The 20,472-nt window shown below is 67.8% G+C and carries 16 protein-coding genes; 3 read left to right on the forward strand and 13 right to left on the reverse strand.

Features of this window, described 5'->3' with window-relative positions:
• The first annotated feature begins 177 nt into the window (after nt 1-177).
• Complete coding sequence (locus ACFTSF_RS27910) at nt 178-1,704, forward strand: sugar transferase (RefSeq protein WP_380156925.1); 1,527 nt, start codon at nt 178-180, stop codon at nt 1,702-1,704.
• 45 nt (nt 1,705-1,749) lie between these two features.
• Entirely contained in the window at nt 1,750-2,346 is a 597-nt protein-coding gene (locus ACFTSF_RS27915) for an RNA polymerase sigma factor (RefSeq protein WP_380156926.1), read from the forward strand.
• A 60-nt stretch (nt 2,347-2,406) separates the two neighbouring features.
• Here the strand turns inward: ACFTSF_RS27915 and ACFTSF_RS27920 are convergent, their stop codons facing one another.
• From ACFTSF_RS27920 to ACFTSF_RS27975, 12 genes are all read right to left on the reverse strand, one after another.
• Nucleotides 2,407-2,730, reverse strand: coding sequence for a hypothetical protein (locus tag ACFTSF_RS27920; protein WP_344150331.1), 324 nt, complete (start codon nt 2,728-2,730; stop codon nt 2,407-2,409).
• 49 nt (nt 2,731-2,779) lie between these two features.
• The gene (locus ACFTSF_RS27925; RefSeq protein ID WP_380156928.1) at nt 2,780-4,372 is read right to left on the reverse strand and encodes a right-handed parallel beta-helix repeat-containing protein; all 1,593 of its coding nucleotides are present in this window, start codon (nt 4,370-4,372) and stop codon (nt 2,780-2,782) included.
• 45 nt (nt 4,373-4,417) lie between these two features.
• Nucleotides 4,418-5,617 carry a glycosyltransferase gene (locus tag ACFTSF_RS27930; protein WP_380156930.1) on the reverse strand — a complete coding sequence of 400 codons (1,200 nt, stop codon included), beginning with the start codon at nt 5,615-5,617 and terminating at the stop codon, nt 4,418-4,420.
• Entirely contained in the window at nt 5,617-6,849 is a 1,233-nt protein-coding gene (locus ACFTSF_RS27935; RefSeq protein WP_344150340.1) for a hypothetical protein, read from the reverse strand. Before ACFTSF_RS27935 ends, ACFTSF_RS27930 begins: the two co-directional genes overlap by 1 nt.
• Nucleotides 6,846-8,468 (reverse strand): hypothetical protein, encoded by a 1,623-nt coding sequence (locus ACFTSF_RS27940; protein WP_380156932.1) that lies wholly within the window; start codon nt 8,466-8,468, stop codon nt 6,846-6,848. The genes ACFTSF_RS27935 and ACFTSF_RS27940 overlap by 4 nt, the downstream gene beginning before the upstream one ends.
• A complete protein-coding gene (locus ACFTSF_RS27945; RefSeq protein ID WP_380156934.1) occupies nt 8,465-9,676 on the reverse strand; it encodes a Wzz/FepE/Etk N-terminal domain-containing protein in 1,212 nt (403 codons plus the stop codon). The genes ACFTSF_RS27940 and ACFTSF_RS27945 overlap by 4 nt, the downstream gene beginning before the upstream one ends.
• A 99-nt stretch (nt 9,677-9,775) precedes the next feature.
• Complete coding sequence (locus ACFTSF_RS27950) at nt 9,776-11,728, reverse strand: alginate lyase family protein (protein ID WP_380156936.1); 1,953 nt, start codon at nt 11,726-11,728, stop codon at nt 9,776-9,778.
• Nucleotides 11,725-13,980 (reverse strand): bi-domain-containing oxidoreductase, encoded by a 2,256-nt coding sequence (locus tag ACFTSF_RS27955; protein ID WP_380156938.1) that lies wholly within the window; start codon nt 13,978-13,980, stop codon nt 11,725-11,727. Before ACFTSF_RS27955 ends, ACFTSF_RS27950 begins: the two co-directional genes overlap by 4 nt.
• 12 nt (nt 13,981-13,992) lie before the next feature.
• A complete protein-coding gene (asnB, locus tag ACFTSF_RS27960; RefSeq protein WP_380156940.1) occupies nt 13,993-15,909 on the reverse strand; it encodes an asparagine synthase (glutamine-hydrolyzing) in 1,917 nt (638 codons plus the stop codon).
• 1 nt (nt 15,910) lies between these two features.
• On the reverse strand, nt 15,911-17,134 hold the full coding sequence (locus tag ACFTSF_RS27965) for a glycosyltransferase family 4 protein (protein WP_380156942.1): 1,224 nt from the start codon (nt 17,132-17,134) through the stop codon (nt 15,911-15,913).
• Nucleotides 17,131-18,453 carry a UDP-glucose dehydrogenase family protein gene (locus ACFTSF_RS27970; RefSeq protein WP_380156944.1) on the reverse strand — a complete coding sequence of 441 codons (1,323 nt, stop codon included), beginning with the start codon at nt 18,451-18,453 and terminating at the stop codon, nt 17,131-17,133. The genes ACFTSF_RS27965 and ACFTSF_RS27970 overlap by 4 nt, the downstream gene beginning before the upstream one ends.
• 89 nt (nt 18,454-18,542) lie before the next feature.
• Nucleotides 18,543-19,091: an Lrp/AsnC family transcriptional regulator gene (locus tag ACFTSF_RS27975; RefSeq protein WP_380156946.1), complete on the reverse strand. Its 549-nt coding sequence runs from the start codon at nt 19,089-19,091 to the stop codon at nt 18,543-18,545.
• On the opposite strand from ACFTSF_RS27975, the gene ACFTSF_RS27980 reads away from it, so the two are divergent.
• Nucleotides 19,086-19,649: an RBBP9/YdeN family alpha/beta hydrolase gene (locus ACFTSF_RS27980; protein WP_380156948.1), complete on the forward strand. Its 564-nt coding sequence runs from the start codon at nt 19,086-19,088 to the stop codon at nt 19,647-19,649. The genes ACFTSF_RS27975 and ACFTSF_RS27980 overlap by 6 nt on opposite strands.
• Here the strand turns inward: ACFTSF_RS27980 and ACFTSF_RS27985 are convergent.
• On the reverse strand, nt 19,628-20,401 hold the full coding sequence (locus ACFTSF_RS27985; RefSeq protein WP_380156950.1) for a class I SAM-dependent methyltransferase: 774 nt from the start codon (nt 20,399-20,401) through the stop codon (nt 19,628-19,630). The two genes, ACFTSF_RS27980 and ACFTSF_RS27985, sit on opposite strands and share 22 nt — an antisense overlap.
• Nucleotides 20,402-20,472: the final 71 nt, after the last annotated feature.

Below are 20,472 nucleotides of genomic sequence, written 5' to 3' on the forward strand. Positions count from 1 at the left end.
TCCATCGATCCACGCTGCGTTGCGCAGGGGTAAACACTCGCTGTCAATACTGTTCGCCCCCGGTCTGACGTAGTACTGTTCTGCCACGCCGTTGTGGGGGCGGCGTTGGACGACTGTCCGTGACGGGGAGTGGGTTGGTCACGGGCGTCGCTGTTCACCTGTGGGGGGTGACTGTGCGTGACTGAGTTTGTCATGTCCGAGGGGTTGGCCGAACCGGCTGATCTGCGGCCGGCGGCCTCGGGGGAACGTCGTCGGCCGGTCTGGGTTGTTCCGGACGAGGTGCAGGCGACCGTGCCGCGAGCGGCACGTTTCACCGAGGCGCGCTGGGTGGCCAAGTACCGGCGGGCTGCGCTCGCCGGTGACCTGACCGCGGCGCTGATCGGGGTTTCGCTGGCGTTGCTCGGCCGGTTCGGGGCCCAGATCAATCTCGCCTATCTGGTGATCGGGGCCTTGATCCCGGTCGCCTGGCTGATTTGTGTGGCGCTGGCCCGTGGCTACGAGAGCCGGTACTTCGGGACCGGGCCGGAGGAGTTCCGGTCCATCATCCGGGCCGCGGTGGCGCTGACCGCCGCGGTCGCGATCACGTCGTACGCGACCAAGAGCGAGGTCGCTCGTGGTTTCGTGCTGCTCGCGGTGCCGATGACGTGCCTGGCGGCGATGACCGGCCGCTGGGTGCTGCACCGGCAGATCTCCTGGCGGCGGTTCGCCGGCCGGTGCATGCGCCGGGTGCTGGTGGTCGGCCGCAACGACCAGGTGATCACGCTGCACCGGCACCTGGAGGAGCGGCCCGCCGACGGGTACGTCGTCGTGGCCAGCTGTCTGCCGCGTGGTGACGTCTTCGAGGAGCCCGTGTCGGACCGGCTCGGCCGGACCGAGATGGACATCCTGGCGGCCGTCGACCAGTACGACGTCGATGTCGTCGCGGTGGCGTCGGATCCGGAGCTGGCCGGGCACTCGCTGCGCAAGCTGTCGTGGGCGCTCGAACAGCGTGGGGTGGATCTGATCGTCTCGCCGGGCATCGTCGAGGTGGCCGGTCCGCGGATCTCGATCCGGCCGGTGGCCGGGTTGTCGCTCCTGCACCTGGAGCGGCCGTCGGTGAGCGGTGGTCCGCACCTGATGAAGGCGGTCTTCGACCGTGTCGTCGGGGTGCTGATGCTGCTCGCGGTGTCACCGATCCTGCTCGTCGCGGCCACGCTGGTGAAGCTGACCAGCAAGGGCCCGGTGCTGTTCAAGCAGACCCGGGTCGGTCGGGGCGGGGAGCAGTTCCCGATGTTCAAGTTCCGCACGATGGTCGTCGACGCGGAGGAGCGCAAGGCCGAGCTGGTCGCCCTGAACGAGGGCAACGGAGTGCTGTTCAAACTCCGCGACGACCCCCGGGTGACCCGGGTCGGCAAGTACCTGCGCCGCTTCTCGATCGACGAGCTGCCGCAGCTGGTGAACGTTCTCCGGGGGGAGATGTCACTGGTCGGCCCGCGCCCGCCGTTGCAGTCCGAGGTCGCGCTGTACGCGATCGACGACTCGCGCCGGATGCTGGTCAAGCCGGGACTCACCGGGCTGTGGCAAGTCAGCGGACGCAGCGATCTGACCTGGGAAGAGTCGATGCGGCTCGACCTGCGGTATGCCGACAACTGGTCGATCGCGCTCGATCTGCTGATTCTCTGGAAGACCGCCCGCGCCGTCCTCGGGAGCGACGGCGCCTACTGAATCGCACGACAACAAAAGAGCGGTGCATTCCCGAGGGGGGAATTCATGGTGCAACACCTCAGTGCCGAATCCGGTACTGATTCCGGGACGACCGAGGTAACAGTCCGGTCCGAGGCTGCGACCCTGGTGATCCAGGCCGCGTCCGGGGACCAGGGGGCCTGGAGCCGGCTGGTCGATCATTATGCGCGGCTCGTCTGGGCCGTCACCCGCAGTTTCCGGCTCAGTGACAGCGATGCCGCAGATGTTTCTCAGATGGTGTGGTTGCGGTTGCTCGAGCACATTCACCGCGTCGACCCCGAGCGGGTCGGCGCCTGGCTGGTCGTCACCACGCGCCGCGAATGCCTGCGTGTCCTGGCGTTTCGCAAGCGTGTGCTGCTGACCTACGAGTCGACGGCGTTCGAGGAGCAGCCGGGTGACCAGCCCGAGCTGGATGCCGACATGATCGCGTTGGAGCGGGCCGCCGATGTCCGCGAGGCACTGGAGACATTGCCGGACCGGTGGCAGCAGTTGCTCGGCATGCTGATGGCCGACCCGCCCGCGCCGTACGCGGAGATCTCGCAGAAGATCGGGATCCCGATCGGCAGCATCGGCCCCATCCGGGGTCGTTGCCTGGACAAACTCAGATTGCTGCTTGCCTCCTGAAACAGCAGTACTGAGTGAGCCCAGAAAAAAACTCAGCGTCCGGTTCCGAAGCGTCCAGGATCAGAGCATGATCCAGGCGGTGCGGACCGGGCGCTGAGTGCTGTTCGGCCACTGCAGCAGGAAGCTCACCAAGCGGGTGTCGCCCGGGCCGTCGGCCCCGCGGGACTCGACCTGGACCGGCCCGCACGGCGTCACCCGCAGCTCGACGGTCAGCTCTGCCTGACCTTGTACGTCGACGTCCAGGGTGATGCCGTGTCCGGCGAACCGCAGTTGCCGGCGGTCCTCGTGGCCCGGGGCGTCGACCCAGCTGTCGAAGATCACGTCGAGTACGTCGAGATCCCGCTCGTGCCGCCCGAACGCGGCATAGCCCACGGACCGCGTCATCGCGATCTGTGTGCCGACTCGTTCGGGGGGCGGGAGGGCCATCGGCGTCTCAGCGCTCCCCGGAAACCTTGATCACGGAGTCCTCGTCCTGTCCGTACGGCGCACCCTGCCAGGCCGCCCAGTTCACCGAGTTGCCCTGCTCGTGCACGATGAAGTTCCACGGACCGCTGTAGGTGTTGGCGTAGAACCGGTTGGCCTGCTTGAAGGTGATCGCGTCCTCGATCGTCCTGGCCTTGTACGGCGACCAGTCCGGGAAGGTACCCCAGTTCGAGAAGATCCCGTTGTACCCGCAGCCGGCGTTCGACGCGCACTTGGCGCCGAGCTTCTCGGGGTCGAGGTTGAACGTGTTGTCGTGCACGCGGACGTTCTGGGTCTTCCAGCGGCAGTCGCTCAGGTAGGGCTGCTTGGCGATGTTCTTCGCGTTGCAGGTCTTGATCGTGACCACGTCCGGGTTCACCAGCGTGCCGGACCCGGTGCTGGTGTTGGCCGGCGAGCCCGCGAACCGGTCGGCGTTCTCCCAGAGGATGACCCCGGACCAGTTGTCGGTGAAGACGTTGCCGGTGACCTCGAAGATCTGCCCGAACTGCCCGGCGACCCGCTTGTCCGCACCGGACTCGGAGATGTACAGCGCCGGGGCCGGGAAGCCTTCGTTCTCCGGTCCCTTGCCGAGTCCGTTGCGGATGAAGGTGTTCCGCCGGATCAGCGCGTTGTAGCTGGTCTCGTAGATCAGGCCTTCGGCGTAGTTGCCCGAGATGTAGTTGTCCTCGATCGTGAACGCCGTGTTGTTCGTGTCGGCCCAGAGCCCCGGGCCGTGGTTGTCGTGGATCCAGTTACCGCGCACCGCGGCCCCGGTCACCGTCCAGAACTTACCGCCGCCGGTACATCCGCAGGCCGGCCGGAGGTTCTCCCAGTCGTCGGTGTTGTTCCCGGTGATCTCGTTGCGTTCGACGGTGATGGCCAGGACCTCGGTCGGGTTGTACGCGTTGAAGCCGTACTGGCCGTTGTCCCGCAGACAGTTGCCCCGGACGACGTTCTTGCTACCGATCATCAGCCCGGCGCCGGCGTTCTTCTGGATCGTGCTCGACTCGATGGTCCAGCCGGTGGCGGAGTTGTGGTTCACCACGCCTTCGTCGTTGTTGCCCTTGGGTACGCCGAAGTTCTGGATGGTGAGGTTGCTGATCTTGACGTTGGGCGCGTAGCCGGTGAACGCGTAACGGTTGCTGTTGGCACCATCCAGTACGGCGCCGGGCGCGCCGACGTACCGGTTGCCCGCCTTCGGGATCACCTGGACGAACTCCCCGCCGGGCAGCTTGTGCGTGCCCGGGCTGAGCCAGAACGTCGTACCGGCCGGGTGCTGGACGGTCAGGTCCTGCACGTTCTGGCTGGTGGTCACCGTCACCGCGCCGGCCGGTGGCGTCGCCGGACCGTTGAGAGCTGCCGCACCGCAGATCGCGGACGGCGGCTTACCCGGCGCGGTCAGCGACTTCGCCGGCGTGGTCGTCGCACCGCCACTGTCGCCGCCGCCGAGGATCGGCGCACCGCCGGTCATCAGGGCCGCGGCTGACACCAGTCCGACCAGCGCGACCGCACTTCCGCCGACGACGGCGCGTCGTGAGCGGTACCACCTGGTGGGCTGTTCCATGGTTCTTCCTTCGGGGCCTGGCGGGCTGGTGGGGCAAGCTACGGGCTACCTGCTCGGGACCGGGTTGGCGATCGCGAAGCGGTAGACGTCGAGCAGTTGCTCGAGATTGGACTGCGGGTCGTGGACTGTCTCGTACGTCGTCCGGGCGTTGCGACCGAAGTCGACGTACCGGTCGGGGCAGGCGTCCACGTCGAGCAGGAGTTTGGCCAGCTCGTCGGGACGGCCCGGATCGAACAACGCGCCGTCGACACCGTCGGTTACGAGTTCGCGGAAGGAACCGTGTCCGGACGCCAGCAACGGGACGCCGACGGCCATCGCCTCGACCACCACCAGACCAAACGTCTCCTCCCATTCCGACGGCAGTACGACGGCTCGTGACTCGCCGATCAGACCGAAGATCTCGGGCTTGCTGAGCATCCCTTGCAGGTGCACCGAGGGCCGTTCGGCAGCCCAGGCGGTCACCTCGTCGAGCATCGGACCGCCACCGGCGACGGCCAGCTGCAACGCGTCGTCACCGGCGATCGCGCGGTACGCGTCCCAGCCCTTCATCAGCAGCGGCGCGCCCTTGGCGGCATCCAGCCGGCCGACATACGTCACCTGACGTTTCGGGGCTTGCACGGTCGGGCCGTCGTACGGGACGTAGTTGTAGCGGACGAAGCTGCGGTCGGGGTCGAAGTCCATCCCGGCCAGCAGGGTGCGCTGCGACTCGGAGATGAACAGGTACGCCGAGACCAGGTTCTGCCAGGTGCGTCGGTGGGAGCGGGTGTTCAGCACCGTCGTCGCCGTGGCGAGCTTCGAACCGCGGTAGCAGCTGTTGCGGATCGCGGGCAGCGGGTTGCCACCGGCGCAGTCGTGGCAGACCGAACCTTCGCGATAGAAGTCACCGCTTGCGCAGAGCAACTTGTAGTTGTGCAACGTGATCACCACGGGCACACCGGCCGCGCGGCAGGCGTAGAGCACCGACGGGCTGAGCACGGGGAACGTGTTGTGCACATGCACCACGTCCGGCTGGAAGTCCTTCAGCTCGGCGGCCAGGTCGCGCTTGCTCGTCGGGTTCCAGATCACGCGTGCGGGCAGCGTGGCCTTCTTCCAGGCCGGCCATTCCTCGATCTCGTCGCTCTGCCGCTCGAACAGCCGCACGTCGTGACCGAGCTCCGCGAGCGCCTCGCGTTCCTGGTCGACGACCCGGTTCTCGCCACTCGGCGCGGTCGACCGATATCTGTTGTGAACCAGCAGGATCTTCATCAGTCGCCGCCGTCTCGGGAAGGTCTCGGATACACCAGTGATGCCGCCAGCGTCAGCTCCAGGAAGTACGGCGACGCCTCGCTCAGCCCGGTCTCGGTGAACGACGCCACGACGCAGTACGCGACGATGAACAACGCGATCGCCCGCCGTGGGCCCTGTGGCGTGAACCAGGCACCGACGAAGACGAACAGCACCATCGCGATGTTGAATGCGACACCGAGCAGGCCGACGTCGTAGTAGGTCCCGAGCCAGTTGCTGTCGATCGGCAACCCGGTGAACGACTTGTTGGACAGACCGAAACCGAAGAGGGTCTCGAACGTCGTCCGTGGTTGCGCGAGGATCGCGTCCCAGACGAGGCGGCGTCCGGTCAGCGCGGTGACCTGCTCGGTGTCCTGACCGCGGGCCAGCCAGGTCGTCACCACGGAGCCCATGGTCAGTGCCCCGACCGAGAACACCCCGATGGCGATCGCGAACGTACGCCGCGCGCGGGCGCGGGCCGTGAACAGGCTGAGCCCGGCGACGATTCCGCCCACCAGCAAGGCGATCAGAGCGGTGCGGGTGTGGGTCAGTAGCAGCACCGGGACCGTGACCAGCACACTGATCAGGGCGACCTCTCGGCGCAGCAGACCGGCCATCCACAGGACGGTGGTCAGTCCGGTGGCAACCGCTGCGTAGTGACCGACCTGCGTTGCAGGGATCGGCCACAGGATGCCGGTCAGCCGGTCGTCGACGAACGCGCCTCCGGGCGATGCGAGCAGACCGGCGGCGACCGTGCCGATGACTGCCCACAGCATCATCAGGTGGGTCCGGACGAGGAGCAGGTCGCGCCGCGTCCACCACGGCGACAGCATCCAGAGCACGACCACGAAGATCAGCAGCCGGCCGGAGCGGTACAGCGCACCGACCAGGAACTCCGCCCGCAGGCTGGAGATGACGGCTTCGGTGACCAGCAGCGACGCCAGGAAGATGAACACACTGGGCCGCACCCGCAGTGGCCGGTTCACGGTCAGGACCAGGACCAGAGCGAGCAGCAGCGAACCCTGCGCGATCAGCCGGCCGAGCGCGCTCGGGATCGGGACCAGGAGCCGCGAGTCCGGGAAGAACGTGAGCACGTTCATCACCATCAGCACCCAGACCAGCTGCACCCGCCGCCGGCGGCGCCGCTCGGGCGGGACCGGGCGGAAGCCGGGCTTCGGCGCGAGCCGAGCCCCGAGTGTGGCCAACGCGTTCATCGCGAGAACATCTCGACGTCGGCAGAGACGGGAGCCGCCTCCGCCTCGGCCACGCCGACACCCTCGTCGGTCTTGTCCGCGTGCAGCACGATCGCGGAGTCGATCTCGAGACCGGCCAGGCGCAGCATGTCTCCGGTGGCCTTCAGCTTGGTCGCCGACGTCCGTCCGGCCGTCACGACGACGGCCGCGCGGGAAGCCCAGCTACCGAGGTGATCGGCGCCGAGCGCCGGTGACAGCGTCGCCAGCACGAGCACGATGTCGGCGATCTCCCAAGCAGCATCCAGCTGTACGTCGCCAGTGCCGGACGGGCGGTTCGTGTCGCCGATCCGTAGGTAGCAGCCCTCGGGCAGCAGCGCGTCCTTCTCCGGCAGGTGCACGGTGATCCGGCGATCCGGACCGTTGAAGCTCGAGTCCTGGGTGCCGGCCGTGGTGACCCCGAGCTTCGACGCGAGCTTCTGGTGCCCGGTGAGATCAGCGACCAGGACATGCTTACCCTCGTCGGCCAAGGCCACTGCCAGCGAGGCCACGGCCAGCGCACAGGTCTGTACGTCGTCCACGCTGACCACCGCCAGCGCCGGTGACGGCCGCTCGGCCCAGATGATCCGTCCGCCGAGGTGCTGCGACAGCAGCCGGACCCCGCGATGCTTCGACTGCCTCGGGCGCAAGAGCCTGCCGAGGGGGAGTCGCCGCGGCGGTCGGCCGGTGCTGAGCCGGACGCGGGCGCCGAGTGCGTTCGAGATGTCCTGACGCTTCCACAGCCGGTCCGAGATCAGTGCGCGGACGACGACGAAGCCGAGCCCGAGGAAGAGTCCGGCGATCAGGCCGGTACCGATCTTGAGCGCCAGCATCCGCTTGAAGGAAGTGGGCACCGGGGCCGGCGCGTCGAGCAGCCGGCTGCTGTTCATCTTCGACGCGATGGTGGTCGAGTCGAGCAGTTGCTGCTGGACGAACTTCACCTTGTCCTGTGCGGCGTTCAGCCGGGTCATCTCCGTGCTGTTCGGGCGCTTGGGATCGGCCGGGTCGTCGCCGGACGCCACGACGGCCTGTCGGGCCAGGGCCGCCTCGTTCTGGGCGGTGGTGAGGTCGCGGCGCAGCGGCACGTCCTGCAGCGCGATCTGCTCGCGCCGGAACTTCAGGAACGTCTGTGCGATCGTCGTGGCCAAGGTGGTCGCCTCGGCGTCGGACTTCGCGGTCGCGGTGATCTCCAGCACCCGGCTGGTGATCGGCAGCACCGTGAAGCTCTCCAGGAGCACGTCCGGTGTCACCGTGAGGTTCAGCGAGTCGATGACCCGGTTGGCCACCGTCCTGGTGGTGGCCAGGCTGACCTCGGTCGCCATCGCCTTCGGCGGGTCCTCGCCCTCGCGGGTCGTGATCAGGACCCGGGCCGCCGCGGTGTGCGGTGATGGCAGCACGTAGTTCGAGGCGAGGCCGCCCACGAGCCCGATCAGTGCGAGCAGCATCCACAGCCGGCGGTGCCGGACGATCGCGTCCCGCAGGAAGCGGAAGGTGACCAGGCTGTCCGGTGGGTAGGCGGATGAGCGCTCGGTGTCGAACAGACCGTCCCGGTCATCCCATGAGCTGGCGGAACCAGCCGGCTCCGAGTACTGCTGGTTCGTCATCGGGTCCGCCTTGCCGTGCCGGTGAGCAGCGTCGGGAGCCGCGAGCCGGAGCGCCGCTGCGACTGCGCGACCCGCCCGATGGTCCGGTCGAACGGATCGGGATCGGTGACCACGATGCCGTCGATGGTGCGGTCGTCCGCGGTGGTCGCGACGGCCAGCCGGGCCAGTTCCTCGGCCGTCACGGTGCCCGCCGAAAGCGCGATGATCGTGCGCGTGGTGCGCTCGCCGTCGAGCTGCGGTTCGGCCCGGTCGACCAGCGTCAGGTAGATGTCCAGAGCGGCCGATCCGCGGGGCTCCTGGTGGACCTGCTCGATCACCAGCGAGCTGGTGACACCGAACGTCGACGCGAACGCCGCGAGCTGGGGCCCGAGTGAGCGTGCCTTGTCGTCGTCTGCAAACGAGATGACGGTCAGCGAGGTCGCCGGACCGCCCTTCACATCCAGTTCGAGGTGGTGCAGGGTCTTGCGCAGACTCCACGCGTCGACCGCGGTGGGGTGGTAGTTCTCCAGCAGCTCCGCCCAGTCCGACGGATCCTGCGCGGCGTACGACGAGACCGAGGCCAGGACCGGGAGGCCGACCGCGTCGGCGATCTCGTCGCGCAACCGCAGCCGGCGGTCACCGCGAGCCCGGGCCAGCACGATGATCGCCCCGGCGATGGCACCGAGCAGTGCGCCCAGACCGCCGTACGTGCCGGCGTGGAGGAGCATGCTGCCGCCGCGTGCCTCCGCGGCGCCTTCCAGGAGCCGAGCGCCGGTGCGCTTGCCGAGGTCACCCGGCAGTTGCTTGTCGGTCGTGACGAAGACGAGGTAGACCTGCGCGACCGCGTTGGCGAGCCGGACGGCCTCACGGGCGGAGGTGCCCTTGGCCTCGATCCGGATCACGTCGTCGGTCACGGCCATCGCCTTGACCCGCTCGCGCACCACCTCGGTGGCCAGCGCGGGCTGCAGGTTCTGGCCGGCGCTGTGCAGGACCGGGCCGCTCTCGGCGATGTACACCTGAGTGTCGATGCTCTGCGAGCCGGCCGTGGCGCCTGCCACGATCTGCGGCGGCGGAAGCACCACCAGCGCGGCAGCCGAGTACATCGGCGGCCGCACAAAGGCGTAGGCCACGCCGAGCAGCAGTCCGATGACGGCCGCGATGACCACCAGCAACCGGCTCCGCCGAATGGCCTGCCACGACTTCTTCACATCAAGCTGCTGCGCGCTCACGCTTCGACCTCGCTGCGTTCGTTCACGCTGCCCCCTCCGAGCGAACGACTTCCCTGGTTCGCAGTAATAGAGGCGCTAGGGCGTGACCTGATACACCCGTCAGCGGAAACGGAACGTGCTGACCGCCGGCGTGTCCGGGCTGATCCGCCCGGCGCCGATCAGTGTGGTGATCGGGACCTTACGGCCGAATCGCGGTGAGTACCAGCCCAATAGCGGATCGTCACCACCGTGGTGCGCGGTCCAGGTCAATCCGGCCGGCAGTTCGGCGAGCGCCGTACCGTCTGGCCACTGCAGGCGGGCGGTGGAGCCGTCCAGCTCCGCGGTCACATCCGGGCCTAGGTGCCAGGCGATCCGTACGTCGGCCGCCGCGTCGAGGTGGTCCTCGACGCGCAGCGCACCGCCATCCAGTACGGCGTTCCGCCGGTGCGTGACCGGGGTGTCGCCGACGCGGTACCCGTCGTGTTCGGCATCCCACGTGCCGCGGGCGCCGTCGTACTGGCGGACCTGACCGGTGGCGCCGCGCAGCCAGAGGAATGCGCCGCCCCAGACGGACTGCTCGGTCCGGTTCACCTCGACGGTGTTGTGGCCGATCGTGGAGCGGAAGTAGTTCCGCCACTCCTCTTCACCGTGGTAGCAGTACGTGCCAGGGTCGGCGAGGATGTCGACGCCGCCGGCGCGTACCTCCAGCGAGAGCGCGTCGCAGTGCGCGTGGGCCGCGATGGACAGGAAGCCGTGCGGTCCGGCGTCGCCGCGGGCCCAGATCTCCGGGCCGTAGTCGGTACTGCGCAGAATCGTCAGACCGGCGTCGTTGAAGTGCCCTGGTCGCTCAGCGGGGCGGTCGCCTTGTTTGCCCTTGACCAGTACGCCGACCAGGGTCGAGGTCGCAGTTGCGGGGACCTGTGGCCACCAGTCGGCCGCACCGACCGCGGCTGCGCCCAGTGCGAGGTAGGCGGACCAGCTGTGGATGTTGGGCGGGTCGAGGACCAGAACCATGCCCTCGTCGTCGTCACCCTGGCGTGGTGGGCGCAGCGTGCTGTCCACGATCGCTGCGGACACATCCACTGTGCGGGTCAGGAGAGCCCAGGTGGACGGGCTTAGCGGGTGTCCGGCCAGGTCTGCCTCCAGAGCGGCGTACAGACCGAGCTCGGAGACGAAGCGGTGGTAGTCCGTCGCCAGCTCGCGGTTGACGCCGGAGGGGAAGGTGTTGGCGGCCAGCTCGCGTTCGAGCAGGGCGGCCGCATCGGTGCGCCATTTGGCGCTCTCGCGGAACCACGGGAACGCGCTGGTGCCGACTAGCTGTCCGGCTGCTTCGGCGATCACGTGGTTGTTGGCTGAGGACCCTCTGCTCTGGAACGCGGCCAGGTACCGCTGGTGCCAGTAGAGCTGGTTCAGCGCCAGCTCGTTGTGCTCGAACAGGTCGGTGATCTCCGGCCAGTCGTTGAGCAGTCGGCGGATCCAGGTCCAGCTGATCAGCCGGATGCCGATCTCGATGCCGCTGGCCCAGTGCACGCCGGACAGGAACGGGTTCGTGCGCCACCAGTCGTTGAGCTGCTCCGCGACGCGGTCGGCGTACTGGTCGTCGTGGGTCAGGTACCAGGCGGCGGCGAGCTGGGTGAGGTGGTGATGGCGGGACAGCTCCCACACCTGCTTGATGTTGCCGACCAGGTCCTCGTTGCGGTGGTTCAGCTTGAACGTGTACTGCGCCGGGTCGGACCTGCGTCCGGTGATCGGGTCGCGGAACCAGTCCGGGGTCACCAGGTCGGTGCGGTCGGTGCCGAGCACCTCGAGACGGCCGGCCATGATCGCGTCGGCGGTCTCGATGATCGCCTTGTGCGCATCCTCCGGTACGGCGCGGGCCGCGTGCGGGGGGAGCGTCGTACCGAAGGTCAGGTCCTTGCGGAGGGTGTGTGGCGCGGCTGCGTCCTGCCCGGGCTTGACTTGCTGGTAAGCCCAGGCAGTACGTCGTGCGTGGTCGGTCGTGCGCCAGATCAGTTCGGTGGGGGACATCCGGCGGAGGCGCCGGACGTACCACCCGATGGGTTGTCGGCTCATACCTTTTCCGCGGCGCCGGATGCCAGGCTGCGGTCTACGGCGATGGTGGCGCGGGTGGTGGCGATGAGCGCGTCGAATGAGATGGGCATCTTGGTGCCGTGCTTGACGGCGTTGACGAATGCTTCCAACTCGGTGCGCTGGCCCTTGTCGGTGCCACGGGCCTTCTTGGTGGCCGGTTTGCGGCCGGTCCAGACCGAGGCGCTGGCGAAGTTGTCGAGGCGCGCGTTGCGGCCGCCGCCGGTGATGTCGATCGTCTCTTTCGGGAACCGCGAGTTGCCGCCGCTCACGTAGCTGATCGTGCCGACACTGCCGTTGGCGAACTTGAGCGTGATGACGACATCGCCGTGCTCTGGGCCTGGTACGGCGTACACGTCGGTCGGCAGGCTGTCGAGCCACCAGGCGAGGGTGTCGATGAAGTGCCCGCCCTCACCGGCGAACCGGCTGCCTTCCTTGCCCTGGTCCAGGTACCAGCTGGACGGGTCGAGCTTGCCGGCGTTCACCAGGTACCGGATGGACTGGTTGCCGCCTGGGGTCCCGAAGCGCTGCTTCAGGTCGGTCAGCAACGGCGAGAACCTTCTGTTGAACCCGACCATGAGGCGGTCGTTGCCGGTCGCTTCCACTGTCGCCACGATCCGGTCGACGTCTTCGGTGGTGAGCGCCAGCGGCTTCTCCACGAAGACTGCCTTGCCTGCCTCGAGTGCCTGGCAGGTGAGGTCGGCGTGACTGCTGTGTCGCGTCACCACGAAGATCGCGTCGAGGGTGTCGTCGTTGAGCACCTCTTGGGAGTTCGTCGAGATCTGCTCGAAACCGAACTTCCGCTGGGCGTTGGCGGCGGAGAGGGATTTGTTAGTCGCCACCCGTGCCAGCGTCGCGTCCCCGTTGTTCTGCAGGTGCGGCAGCAGCATGCTGGACGCGTAGTTGCCCGCACCAATAAACCCAAGCCGAGCGGCGCCACTCGCCGGCCCTCCGGCCGGCTCGCGGCGCTTGGTGGGGGAGAGGGGGGCCGCAGTAGCCTCGCCCCCGGTGGCTGAGGTGGCAGCCCCGGCGGTGGTGCCCGCGGCTGCCTCGGCGGTGGCGGAGGTGACTGCCTCGGCGGTGGCTGACGTACCTTCAGTGGGTACGTCGGGGTATTCGAAGAGGAAGCCGACGCCGGGGAGGGAGCCGCTGCTGAGTTTGGCGTAGGCGTCGGTTGCGTCGGCGATGGGGAAGGTGCCGGCGATCAGGGACTGGATGTCTATTTGTTCTCGGGCGATCAGGTCTACGAAGCACTCCAGGTTGCGGCGTTCGGTCCAGCGGACGTAGCCGGCTGGGTAGTCGATGCCTTGGAGTTCGTAGCGGTCGTCGTAACGGCCGGGGCCGTAGGAGCGGGAGAAGCGGACGTCCAGTTCTTTGTCGTAGTAGGCGTTCCAGGGGAGATCCAACTTGGTTTTGCCGATGTCTACTACGCGGGCGCGGTCTCGGGCCAACCTCGCAGCTGTCTCGACGGGGCCGTTGGAGTGGCCGCCGGCGGCCAGCAGGATGTGGTCGGCGCCCAGGCCGTTGGATGCTTCTAGCAACGAGCGTTCCAGCGAGGCTACGCCGGCTTCGTCGGGGGAGGAGCAGGCCAGGGCGCCCGCCTTCTCGGCCATGCGGCAGCGGTCTTCGACGGTGTCGATGCCGAAGACGCGGACACCGGCGGCGACCAGCAGGCGCACGCAGAGCTGACCGACGAGGCCGAGGCCAATGACCACGGCGGTCTCGCCGAGCTGGACCTCCGCCTGCCGCACACCCTGCATAGCGATCGCACCGACGGTGGAGAACGCGGCCTGCTCAGCAGGCACGCCGTCCGGCACCGGGACACACAGGTTCACCGGCACCCAGTTGTACTCCGCGTGCAGCGCAAACTCGTTGCCCGCGGCAGCGACCAGCTGTCCGACGCTGAACTCCTCGGCACCAGCACCGACCTCGACAACCACACCGCACAGCGAGTAGCCCAGCGGCGTGTAGGAGTCGAGCTTGTTCATCACCTTCTGGTAGGTGCTTCGCAAACCCTGCTGGGCGACGGTGTCGAGCACCTTCTTCACCTGGTCCGGCCGCGCCTTCGCCTTGCCGACCAGAGACAGCTTGGCCTCGCCGACCTTCATCAGCTCGGTACCGGTCGAGATCAGCGAGTACAGCGACCGCACCAGCACCCCACCGGGCTGGCACCCGGGCGGCGGTACGTCGAGCACCGCCAGCTCACCGGACTTGTAGTTCTGCGCAACCTGCTTCATATGTCCAAGTCCTTAAGAGGTGATCGAGACGCCCAGCGACCGCATGTTGCGGGTCCAGGTCTCCAGGGTCAGCAACTGCCAGATCTGCTTCGAGTAGTCCTCACGCCCAGCCCGCTCGTCATCGACCAGACGCTGTACGGCGGCCTGCTGCAGGAAGCCGCTGCCGACGAGCTCACCGCGCAGCAGCGTGTCGTCGACCAGTTCACGCAGGTCGTTGCGGATCCATGCCCGCAGCGGTGCGCTGAACGACGCCTTCGGCCGGTAGATGATCTCCTTGGGCAGCCACGCCTCGGCCGCCTTCTTCAGCGCCAGCTTGCTGACCCCGCGGTGGATCTTCTGACTACCCGGGATCGAGAACGCGGCCCGCGCCACGATCGGATCCACGAACGGCGTCCGTACCTCAGTCGACGCGGCCATCGAGGACCGGTCGGTGTACGCGAGGTTCAGCCCCGGCAGGAACATCCGCGAGTCCGCCAAACACATCCGGTTCACGTGATCGTCGAGCGTGGTGTCGTGGTAGAGGTCGCTGTGTTCGGACAGCAGCTTCCCGACGTACGGCTCCAGGTCCGGACTCAACAGCCCGGCCAGCTGATCCCCGTCGTACATGGTGTAGCTGCGCCGGAACGCCTCTTCCTCCGGCAGGTTCGAGAAAGTCTCGAACCGCTTGGCCCACCGCGCATACCGCAGTCCGCGGCCGCGGACGGTCACCGGCAGCCGCCGTACCGTCGGACCGATCAGGCCGTTCCGCAGTACGCCGGGAAGCTGCTGGTACTGCGCTCCCATCACACACGCGAGGTGTTTGCGGTACCCACCGAACAGCTCGTCGGCGCCCATCCCGGACAGCAGCACCTTGACCCCAGCGTCCCGTGCGGTGTCGCACATCAGCAGGGTGTTGATCGCGGCCGGGTCGCCGATCGGCTCGTCGAGGATGTCGACGATCCGCGGCAGCAGGTCGACCACGTCCGGGGCGATCTCGATCTCGTGCAGGTCGATTCCGAACTGCTGCGCCACCTTGCGCGCGTAGATCGCGTCGTCCGGCATCGCTTCGAGCTTCTGGTCCTGCGACCGGAAGGTGATCGTGTACGAGTCGACGGACGGATCCATCTGCTTCGCCAGCACGGTCACCAGGCTGGAGTCGAGCCCACCACTCAGGAACGTCGACACCGGTACGTCGGCCACCATGTGCGCGGCGACCGACTCCTCGATCACCTGGCGCAGATCGGCCGGCGGACCAGCCGCAGCCTCGGTCGCGACGTCGGTCACGCGCCAGTACGTGTCGTGCCGGCTACTGCCGTCCGGCCGGAACTCGGCCCACGACCCCGGCGGCAGCTTCTCCACACCGTCGATCGAGCAACGCTGCTCCGGCAGCCAGTAGTAGAGCATCGACGAAATGAGCGCCCCGGGCTCGGTGCGCAGCTCCGGCCCGACCGCGGCGACCAGTGCCTTCAGCTCGGACGCGAAGACCACACCGCCCTGGCGGCGCAGGAAGAACAGCGGCTTGATACCCAGCGGGTCGCGGGCCAGGAACAGGCTGCCGCTTTCCTCGTCGAGCATCGCGAACGCGAACATGCCGCGGAAACGCCGCAGTGCGTCCGGACCCCAGCGACGCCACGCCTCCAGCACCACCTCGGTATCCGAGTTGGTCCGGAACGACACACCGGACTTCGCGAGCTCCGCCCGCAGTTCCTTGTAGTTGTAGAGTTCGCCGTTGTAGCAGAGCGTCAGACCGCGCTTGCTGAACGGCTGATCCGCACTGGACGACAGATCAATGATGGAGAGTCGTCGATGCGCCAGTACGGCGGAGACGTCGTCCTCCTGGAAGCGGTAGATCGCAGCAGCGTCCGGACCGCGGTGTGCGATCCGGTCGCTCATGGCCTCGGCCAGTGCCATCCCGTCGTGCTGCTGGTAGCAGCCGGCGATTCCACACACGTCAGGCTCCCGTGGCACGGACGACGCTGATCGGCGTCACGTGGCCGGTCAGTTGCCCGAACACTCCGAGGTACGCCTTCTGCTGGTGTTTCCAGGCGAGCACCTGCTCGACCCGCTCGCGGCCGAACCGTCCCATCCGGCGCCGGGCGACCTCGTCGTCGAGCAGGTCGACGATCGCCTGCCCATACTTCGCGACGTCGTTCGGCTCGACGTAGACGGCGGCCTCAGCGGCCGACACCTTGGTCTCGACCAGGTCGAAGGCGACGACGGGCAGCTCGAACGCCATGTACTCCATCGTCTTGTTCATCGTGGAGACGTCGTTCAGCGGGTTCTTCGGGTCCGGCGACAGACCGAGATCCGCGGTCGACATCACCGCGCGCACGGTCTCGTCCGGCACCCGGCCGGTGAATTCGATGTGCTCCTGCAGCCCGAGCTCGTCGCGCAGGGCGACCACCTCGTCGAACGAGTCGCCGCCGCCCATCAGCGTGAACTTGATGTCGGTCCGGCCGAGCTGCTTGACGATGTGGTCGGCCGCGCGGACCACGATGTCGACGCCGTCCTGCGGGCCCATCACACCGATGTAGGTGACCAGGTACGTGTGGCCGTCCCGCAACGACTCGTCGGCCTGGACGCGCTGCAGCTTCTCCGGGTCCGGTCCGGTGCGTACGACGGTGACGTCGTGGTTGGCCTTGCCGCTGCGCGTGATCGCGATCCGCCGGTAGGAGTCGTTGGTCGACGTCACGTGGTCGGCGGTCCGGTGCGTCATCTTCTCCAGGAACCGCAGTCCCTTGTACGGCAGGGACGTCGTACCGCCGAACCGGGACTGGAAGAGTTCCGGGCAGAGGTCGTGGTGGTCGAAGACGAACTTGGTCCGGTCCAGCCGGCGCAGCAGGATCGCGATCGGCCAGAAGATGTCCGGCGGGTTGCACGCCTGCAGCACCTGGAACCGGCCGGCCTTGCGAGCGCGCAGCACCAGCAGCAGCGTCATCAGGAACGAGTACGCGTACTCGACGATGAACCCGGCCTTGCTGCCGCCGGGGGCGTAAGCCTTGTACTGGTGGACGGCGACGCCGTCGATCACCTGGTACGACGGGTCACCCGGACCCTTCGGGCAGACCACGGTCACGTCGTACCCGGCGCCCTTGAGCGCCTTGCACTCCTCCCAGACCCGGCGGTCGAACGGGACCCACAGGTTCTGGATGATGATCAGGACACGCGGACTCACCAGGCCACCCCTTCGTATCCGGGCAGTGCCTCGACGTCGTTGCCGAGTCGGCCGCTGAGGTCGATGGTCCGGGCCGGTGGGGCGGCCAGCAGAGCCTCGATGGCCGCGGTGTCCGTGGCGCTCACCAGCGCGACATCGGCGCCGTCGAGTGCCGCGGCCGGGTCGTCGGTGAGCACCCGCTGCAGGTGCGGGAGCTTGGACTCGACGTGCCGCAGGTTCGCGCCGACCAGGCGGCTCGGGTTCACGATCGCGTCGTAGATGCGCAGGTTGTAGCCCTTGCCGATCAGCCGCTCGGCGAGCTCGACGTTCGGGCTCTCGCGCAGGTCGTCGGTGGACACCTTGAAGCTCAGACCGAGCAGTGCGACCTCGCGACCGGGACCGGCGATGACCCGGTCGACCACGTCGCTCACCGAACGCTCGTTGGTGGCCAGCGTGCCGGCCAGCAGCGGGAGTTCGGTGTCGTTGACCCGGGCCAGGTGCAGCACCGACCGCAGGTCCTTCGGCAGGCACGAGCCACCGAACGCGAACCCGGGCTTCAGGTAGTACGGCGAGATGTTCAGGCTGGTGTCCTGGACGAACAGCCGCATCACCTCACGGGAGTCGACCCCGTAGTTGCGGAAGATCCGGCCCATCTCGTTCGCGAACGAGACCTTGGTCGCATGGAACGCGTTGCAGGCGTACTTGAGCGCCTCCGCGGTCCGCACGTCGACCACCTGGACGTCCTGCCCGAGGAACCCGAACAGCTGCGTCAGCTGGACACCAACGTGCGGGAACTGCGTGCCGACGACCACGAAGGGCGGTTCGTAGAAGTCGGCCAGCCCGGACCCTTCCCGCAGGAACTCCGGACACATCGCCGTACCGAAAGTCACCCCAGCCGGCGGCGGTACGTCGGCCAGCACCTGCGCGACCACCTCGTCCACCGTCCCCGGCGGCACCGTCGACCGGATCACGATGCTGTGGAACCCGGACTCCGGCGGTACGACGACATGCGCGGCCTCCGCGATATCGCGCACCGCACGCTTGATGTACGTCAGATCCGTGCTGCCCGCCGGAGTGGACGGCGTCCCCACACAGATCAGCGAAACGTCAGCCCGATCCAGCGCGACCCGAGGATCCGTGGTGGCATGCAGCCGCCCCCCGGTCACCCCGTCCGCGACCAACTCGTCCAAGCCGGGCTCGACCACCGGACTGTGGCCCTCGGTGATCGGACCGACCTTGGCAGTGTCGACATCGACACCCCACACGTCATGCCCGGCCGCAGCCAGACAGGCCGCAGTCACCGACCCCACATACCCAAGACCGAATACGGCAACCTTCATAACGCCCCCCACAGGCTCAGAACATGGCAGCGCACAGAAGAGCACTCACCCGCCCCCGCTGATACACCCCACCCAAAATTCGCCGAAACTCACTTGGGGAGGGGCAGGGGCTTTCGGTCGTAGGTGTCCAGGACCAGGGAGGTGCTGGCGGGGCCTAGGCGGCCGACTGTGTCTACTACGCGTTGGAGGGTGGCGGTGTCGGGGGTGTGGATGTCCAGGAGGAAGCAGTCTTCGCCGGTGAGGCGGTAGGCGCTGGTGAGTTCGGGGAGGTCGCGGAAGAGGGCCAGGGCCTCGGGGATTCTGGCGTGGGTGGTGCGGAGGCGGATGACGGCGTGGATGGTGAGGCCGACCTGGGCGGGGTCGACTACGGCGGTGTAGCCCTTGATGACGCCTTGGCGTTCCAGGCGCTGGATGCGGGCCGAGACGGCGGGCTGGGAGAGGTTCACCTGGCGGCCGATGTCGGCTCCGCTGAGGCGGCCGTCCTGCTGGAGGATGGTCAGGATCTTCCGGTCGATGTCGTCCAATGGATCCGTCCTGTCCGGCGCCGGCTGCTTCGGAATCATCGGGACGGCGGTGTCGCGATGCGCGGAATCCGGCACGATGGCGGCTCGACCGATCGAGGGGACTCGCGCATGCATTACATCATCGTCCCGGGCTGGAACGGCTCGGATTCCGACCACTGGCAGTCGATCTGGGAGGCGGACTGGTTGCCTGGTGCAACCCGGATCGAGGTGGCTTCGTGGACGCATCCGGAGCGGGACGACTGGGTTGACGCCATCGAGCGGGCGGTTCGGGCGAGCGATGACGAGGTGGTGCTGGTTGCGCACAGCCTCGGGTGCTACGCCGTCACGCACTGGCTCGCGGCGGCTGCCGATCGTGCACAGGTACGTGGCGCCTTCCTGGTCGCGCCACCCGACCAGAGCGCCGAGGCGTATCCCACCGAGCTCCTGTCCACCTTCGAAGACGCGGGAACGGCGGTCAGCATCCCCGCCGTAGTGGTGACCAGCGACAACGACCCCTACTGCACGCTCGACGCCGCTGCGCGCATCGCCGGTGACTGGCAGATACCCCTCGTGGCCACCGGCGAGCTCGGGCACATCAACTCCGAGAGCAAGCTGGAGGACTGGGTCCTCGGCCAGCGGCTCCTGACCAGCTTCGTCGCCGGTCTCGGACGTCAGGCTTTGCGCAGCAGGTAGTACGCGTAGCGGTGGTCGAGGTTGTTGTGCGGGACCAGGTGGCAGGACAGGGGAGTCAGCCCCAGAGCGGCCATCTGGGTCCAGAAGACATCGATCGGGTACGTCGTCATGCTGGCAGCGACTGATTCGCGGTACCGGTGCCGGCGTGGAGCCGTGCGCCAGTCGGTGGTCTGGTACTTCGTCTGGACGAAGGCCAGGCCGCCCGAGGGCAGCAGGCTGTGGGCTATCCGCATCAGACGGAGGCCATAGTCCGGACTGGGGACCAGCTCCAGGACATAGAGACAGAGGAAGAGGTCGACCTCCCCGATCTGGGCGACTGCGGCCTCGGGGTGGGTCAGGTCGGCCTCCACGCCGGTGAAGGCGGTGGTGTCGCCGACCTGGCGAGCACATTCGACCAGGCTGTCGCGGTTGACGTCGACGCCGATGAACTCGCGGCAGTGCGGTGCGAAGGCGACGGCGTTGGTCCCGCCACCGCAGCCCCACTCGACGACGCGATTCAGACTGATATCGGGGCCGGCGAGCTTCGAGAAGAGCTCCCAGTGGCCGGTGCCGACCGAGGTCCAGTCGACCTCGCTGAAGACGTCCGCGTCCTGGAAATGCGAGTTCCCTCGCCAGTTGGGTGCGTTGGTCTGTGTCCAGTACGACCGCGCATCGTGTGCGAGCCGTTCCTCCGAGTGGCCGAGTCCCAGCTGGACCGTGGCCCGGTCGACGGCCTCGCGGAGCAGGCCTTTGGCAGATCCGATGACGCTCATGGTGCCCCCTCAGGTCGCTGGCCCCGCCCGGGCAGCGACATGGAAGAGAGCTGCGTCACAACGAGGTTGAT

The sequence above is a fragment of the Kribbella sp. NPDC056951 genome, assembly GCF_042674205.1.
In the GTDB taxonomy this organism is placed as follows: Bacteria; Actinomycetota; Actinomycetes; order Propionibacteriales; family Kribbellaceae; genus Kribbella; species Kribbella yunnanensis.

Excerpts from the sequence above, each read along its gene's own strand:
- ACFTSF_RS27915 (WP_380156926.1), top strand. The coding sequence starts at position 1,750 with ATGGTGCAACACCTCAGTGCCGAATCCGGTACTGATTCCGGGACGACC.
- ACFTSF_RS27920 (WP_344150331.1), bottom strand. The coding sequence starts at position 2,730 with ATGACGCGGTCCGTGGGCTATGCCGCGTTCGGGCGGCACGAGCGGGAT.
- ACFTSF_RS27925 (WP_380156928.1), bottom strand. The coding sequence starts at position 4,372 with ATGGAACAGCCCACCAGGTGGTACCGCTCACGACGCGCCGTCGTCGGC.
- ACFTSF_RS27930 (WP_380156930.1), bottom strand. The coding sequence starts at position 5,617 with ATGAAGATCCTGCTGGTTCACAACAGATATCGGTCGACCGCGCCGAGT.
- ACFTSF_RS27935 (WP_344150340.1), bottom strand. The coding sequence starts at position 6,849 with ATGAACGCGTTGGCCACACTCGGGGCTCGGCTCGCGCCGAAGCCCGGC.
- ACFTSF_RS27940 (WP_380156932.1), bottom strand. The coding sequence starts at position 8,468 with ATGACGAACCAGCAGTACTCGGAGCCGGCTGGTTCCGCCAGCTCATGG.
- ACFTSF_RS27950 (WP_380156936.1), bottom strand. The coding sequence starts at position 11,728 with ATGAGCCGACAACCCATCGGGTGGTACGTCCGGCGCCTCCGCCGGATG.
- ACFTSF_RS27955 (WP_380156938.1), bottom strand. The coding sequence starts at position 13,980 with ATGAAGCAGGTTGCGCAGAACTACAAGTCCGGTGAGCTGGCGGTGCTC.
- ACFTSF_RS27970 (WP_380156944.1), bottom strand. The coding sequence starts at position 18,453 with ATGAAGGTTGCCGTATTCGGTCTTGGGTATGTGGGGTCGGTGACTGCG.
- ACFTSF_RS27980 (WP_380156948.1), top strand. The coding sequence starts at position 19,086 with ATGCATTACATCATCGTCCCGGGCTGGAACGGCTCGGATTCCGACCAC.
- ACFTSF_RS27975 (WP_380156946.1), bottom strand. The coding sequence starts at position 19,091 with ATGCATGCGCGAGTCCCCTCGATCGGTCGAGCCGCCATCGTGCCGGAT.
- ACFTSF_RS27985 (WP_380156950.1), bottom strand. The coding sequence starts at position 20,401 with ATGAGCGTCATCGGATCTGCCAAAGGCCTGCTCCGCGAGGCCGTCGAC.